4 protein-coding genes are annotated in these 4,640 nt (G+C 63.9%); all 4 read left to right on the top strand.

Annotation, left to right across the window (positions count from 1 at the left end; genetic code table 11):
* Positions 1 to 628 precede the first annotated feature (628 nt).
* Positions 629 to 2,209 (top strand): ABC transporter ATP-binding protein, encoded by a 1,581-nt coding sequence (locus tag WCB02_RS42135; RefSeq protein WP_423968982.1) that lies wholly within the window; start codon positions 629 to 631, stop codon positions 2,207 to 2,209.
* Positions 2,196 to 3,302, top strand: a complete 1,107-nt coding sequence (locus WCB02_RS42130; protein WP_423968980.1) for an ABC transporter permease — start codon at positions 2,196 to 2,198, stop codon at positions 3,300 to 3,302. Before WCB02_RS42135 ends, WCB02_RS42130 begins: the two co-directional genes overlap by 14 nt.
* The gene (locus tag WCB02_RS42125) at positions 3,299 to 4,219 is read left to right on the top strand and encodes an ABC transporter permease (RefSeq protein WP_423968978.1); all 921 of its coding nucleotides are present in this window, start codon (positions 3,299 to 3,301) and stop codon (positions 4,217 to 4,219) included. The genes WCB02_RS42130 and WCB02_RS42125 overlap by 4 nt, the downstream gene beginning before the upstream one ends.
* Before the next feature lie 98 nt (positions 4,220 to 4,317).
* The coding region (locus tag WCB02_RS42120; RefSeq protein ID WP_423968984.1) for a BMP family ABC transporter substrate-binding protein at positions 4,318 to 4,640 on the top strand (323 nt) is incomplete at its 3' end.

The raw sequence follows: 4,640 nt of genomic DNA, 5'->3' as shown, positions 1-4,640 counted from the left end.
ATCTTGCACTAGCGGCTCGCGAGCCGGCGGCCTGGCGTGGTTGCGACCAGCGGATCGGTGCGCGCCGCGCCGACGATCCCGCGCCGAGCCGGCTGGAGGCGCTTCAGCTTGCCCTCCATCAGTTCCCGACCGCTTGATAAGTGCGCTGGGTGCGATCAGGCGCGTCAGTATCGGGCATTCCACCTCCGTCAGCCCAGCCGAATTCCGTGGGCGCGCTGTCGATGCTAATCGGCCGATCTGGCTTCTGCAACAATTGCACGCGATCGCCCGATCCGGCACGGCTCTCGCTGGAATGCGGAGCTGCTAAGGCGAACCATGTTTTGATCGCGCCCGACGCGAAGTAGACGGAGGTCATGCCGCGGCAGGATCTCATTGAGAAGCGCATCCATTCGCGGCTGTCTCACGTCCCGCACCGATCATCGGATCCATTAACGACGCGAGACCCCGGAAACCTGGTCGGCAGCAGGTTTTGGCCTGGCGAGATGCCCATTCTAGCGGCTGTCCTTGATTCTGAGCCCTGACCGACAGCCTTCAGGCGGATTTCGCCGAGTTGGCGCGCGGATTGCTTGTGCCTTTGGATCGCAGCCGGGGGGCGGCAGTTGTTTTGAGGCCGAAACTGATAGGAAACATGCAAGGGCCGGAATCCGCAGATCTGAAGCCGCGGCTGGTGCTGACCGGTATTACCAAGCGGTACCCGAGCGTGGTGGCCAATGACGACGTTTCCCTGAGCGTCCGTCCTGGCGAGATCCATGCGGTGCTCGGCGAGAATGGCGCCGGCAAAAGCACGTTGATGAAGATCATCTACGGCGTCACCAAGCCGGACGCCGGCACCATCCTGTGGAACGACCAGTACGAGATCATTTCCGCGCCATCCCAGGCGCGCCGCATGGGCATCGGCATGGTGTTCCAGCATTTCTCGTTATTCGAGACGCTGACGGTCTGGGAAAACATTGCGATATCGCTGGACGAGCCGGTCCCGACCGCGGTGCTCGCGGCCCGGATTACCGACGTGTCGGAGAAATATGGATTGCCGATCGATCCATACCGTCTGGTTCACAGCATGTCGGTCGGCGAGCGGCAGCGCGTCGAGATCGTGCGCTGCCTGCTGCAGGAGCCCAAGCTCCTGATCATGGACGAGCCGACCTCGGTGCTCACGCCGCAGGCCGTCCTGGTCCTGTTCAAGACGCTGCGCCGGCTGGCGTCGGAAGGCTGCAGCATCCTTTATATCAGCCACAAGCTCGATGAGATTCGCGCGCTTTGCGATACCGCGACCGTGCTGCGCGGCGGCCGTGTCAGCGGCACCGCCATTCCCCGCGACGAAACCAATGAGAGCCTCGCCCGGATGATGATCGGCGGCGAACTCGCCGAGTGTCATCTGACGCCGCGCGAGCCCCAGGAAGCGCGGCTCGAGGTCGAGCACCTGACCATGGGGACGCCAGATCCTTTCGGCACGACACTGAAGGACATCAGCCTGACCGTGCGAAGCGGGGAGATTCTGGGCATCGCCGGTGTGTCCGGAAACGGCCAGAAGGAACTGATGACCGCGCTCTCGGGCGAACGTCTGAGCGGCGGCTCGATGATCAGGATGCTCGGGCAAGCGGTCGGCAATCTCAGTCCGGCGCAACGCAGGGCGGTCGGGCTGACCTTTGTGCCGGAAGAGCGGCTCGGGCGCGGCGCGGTGCCGCCGATGAGCCTGGCCTACAATGCGCTGTTGACCGGCGCCCGCAAGGGCATGGTGCTGCGAGGCCTCATCCATCCTGCGGTGATGCGGACGTTTTCCAAGACGGTGATCGAGCGCTTCAAGGTCAAATGCGGCGGCGAGCAGGCGGCCGCCTCCAGCCTGTCCGGAGGCAATCTGCAGAAGTTCATCGTCGGCCGGGAGACCATGCTGCAACCCAAAATCATGATCGTGGCGCAGCCGACATGGGGCGTCGATGTCGGCGCGGCGCAATTGATCCGGCAGGCGCTGATCGATCTGCGCGACCGGGGCGTCGCGATCCTGGTGATCTCCGAAGAGCTCGAAGAGCTGTTCACGATCAGCGATCGTCTCGCCGTGCTGGCCGAAGGGCGGCTGTCGCCCTCGGTCAAGCCGGCGGAGACCTCGATCGAACAGATCGGAATCTGGATGAGCGGCAAGTTCGGCGATCGGGTCAACGAGGCGGCTGCGTCCGCGGATGCGCATTTGGAGACTGTCGATGCTCAGGCTTGAGCGGCGCGCGACGCCTTCGGCGATCATGGGTTTCGTGTCGCCGCTGCTGGCGGCGCTCGGCATGCTCGTGACCGGATTCCTGCTGTTCCGCGCGCTCGGCAAGGACCCGGTGGAGGCCTTCTATCTGTTCTTCATCAAGCCGGTGTCGACGACCTATGGCTTCGGCGAACTGCTGCTGAAGACGACGCCGCTATTGCTTTGCGGCCTGGGCTTGGCCCTGGGCTTTCGCGCCAACGTCTGGAACATCGGCGCCGAGGGACAGCTCACGATGGGCGCGATTGCCGGCGGCGGCGTTGCGCTGTGGTTCGGCGACAGCGATTCGAGTTTCGCAATGCCGCTGATGCTGCTGGCCGGCATGGTCGGCGGCATGGCCTGGGCCGCGATTCCCGCCTTCCTGCGCACCCGCTTCAACACCAACGAGATTCTCGTGACGTTGATGCTGGTCTATATCGCGCAATTGCTGTTGTCCTGGCTGGTGCACGGCCCGTGGCGAGACCCGCAGGGCCAGAACTATCCGCAGTCCCAGGGTTTTGGCGATGCCGAGACGATGTCGGTCATCATCAACGGCACCCGCGTAACCTGGGGCATCGTCTACGCCCTGGTGCTGGCCGCGGCCGCCTGGGTGTTCGCGCAGAAGACGTTTGCCGGCTTTCGCATGCAGGTCGCTGGCCTGGCGCCGGCGGCCGCCGCCTATGCCGGCTTTTCCGAGAAGCGCAACATCTGGGTCGCGCTGCTGTTGTGCGGGGCTTTCGCCGGACTTGCCGGAATTTGCGAAGTGGCGGGTCCGATCGGACGGCTGCAGCAGCAGATTTCGCCGGGCTATGGTTTTGCCGCCATCATCGTCGCCTGGATCGGACGGCTGCATCCGATCGGCGTGGTGTGCGGCGCGCTGTTGATGTCGCTGCTCTATCTCGGCGGCGAGTCGGCGCAGATGGGAATGGGCATGCCGTCCGCGATCACCGGAATGTTCCAGGGCCTGCTGCTGTTCTATTTGCTTGCCGCGGACCTGTTCATCACCTTCCGGATCAGGCGCGTCGCGGAGGCCGAGGCCGCACCCGCGAAGCCGGTCGCACCGTTGGAGAACGCGGCATGAATCCGCTCGTTCCGATGATCGCCAGCACTGTGGTGGCGGCGACGCCATTGATCTATGCCGCGCTTGGCGAAACCATTGTTGAGCGATCCGGCGTGCTCAATCTCGGCATCGAGGGCATGATGCTGATCGGCGCCGTGGCGGGGTTCGCCGCGACCTTCGCAACAGGCAGCGATGTGGTCGGGTTCCTGGCGGCAGCCGCCGCAGGACTGGCGCTGTCCTTGATCTTCGGCTTCCTGACGCTGAACCTGCAGACCAATCAGGTCGCAACCGGCCTGGCGCTGACCTTGTTCGGGATCGGCCTGTCGGCCTTCGTCGGCTACAATTATGCCGGGTTGCCAGTCAGTCGGCTGGAGCCGTTGACGATTCCCGGCCTGACCGCGATCCCGGTGCTGGGCGATCTTTTGTTCCACTACGACATCATGGTCTATCTGTCGGTCGCGCTGTTCGTCGGCGTGCAGTGGTTCCTGACCAGATCGCGGACCGGCCTGACCTTGCGCGCGATCGGCGAATCCCCAAGCGTTGCGCACGCCATCGGGAAACCGGTGCTGACGACGCGCTATCTGGCGGTGATGTTCGGTGGTGCGATGGCGGGCATTGCCGGCGGCTACCTGTCGTTGGTGCAGACGCCGATGTGGGTCGAAGGCATGTCGGCCGGCAAAGGCTGGATTGCGCTCGCGCTGGTCGTGTTCGGCACCTGGAAGCCCGTCCGTGTCGTGATCGGCGCCTATCTGTTCGGGGGCGTCACCCAGTTCCAGCTGTTCGCCCAGGGGTTCGGGCTGCCGATCCCGACCGAATTCCTGTCGATGCTGCCCTATGCGGCCACCATCATCGTGCTGGTGATCATCTGTCGCGATCCCAAGACGATCCTGCTCAATCAACCGGCCTCCCTCGGTCGCAGCTTTCACGCCTCCGCGTGAGCCGGTCTCCTCCACCAACCAGGTTCCAACCAGAAGGAAGGGCTATGCAGTCACGACATATCGCCAAATTGTTCAGTTTGCTCATTGCATCGAGTTTCATGGCGGCCGCGCCGGTGGCGTCATTTGCCGCCGACCCGCTCAAGGTCGCCTTCGTCTATCTGGGGCCGCGCACCGATGGCGGCTGGACCCAACAGCATGACATGGCTCGCCTCGCGCTCGAAAAGGCGATGGGCGACAAGATCAAGACCACCTTCGTCGAGAATGTGCCGGAGACCGCCGATTCCGAGCGCGTGTTCCGTCAGCTCGCCGCCGATGGCAACAAGCTGATCTTCGCGACATCGTTCGGATATATGGAGCCGCTGCAAAAGGTGGCGAAGCTGTTTCCGGACGTCAAGTTCGAGCACGTCAACGGCTTCAAGAC

The organism is Bradyrhizobium sp. (assembly GCF_049581145.1).
GTDB lineage: Bacteria > Pseudomonadota > Alphaproteobacteria > Rhizobiales > Xanthobacteraceae > Bradyrhizobium.
This window is presented reverse-complemented; position numbering and strand designations above follow the sequence as displayed.

Bases quoted from the DNA above. Each gene is read 5' to 3' on its own strand.
- WCB02_RS42135 (WP_423968982.1), top strand. From the start codon at position 629: ATGCAAGGGCCGGAATCCGCAGATCTGAAGCCGCGGCTGGTGCTGACC.
- WCB02_RS42130 (WP_423968980.1), top strand. From the start codon at position 2,196: ATGCTCAGGCTTGAGCGGCGCGCGACGCCTTCGGCGATCATGGGTTTC.
- WCB02_RS42125 (WP_423968978.1), top strand. From the start codon at position 3,299: ATGAATCCGCTCGTTCCGATGATCGCCAGCACTGTGGTGGCGGCGACG.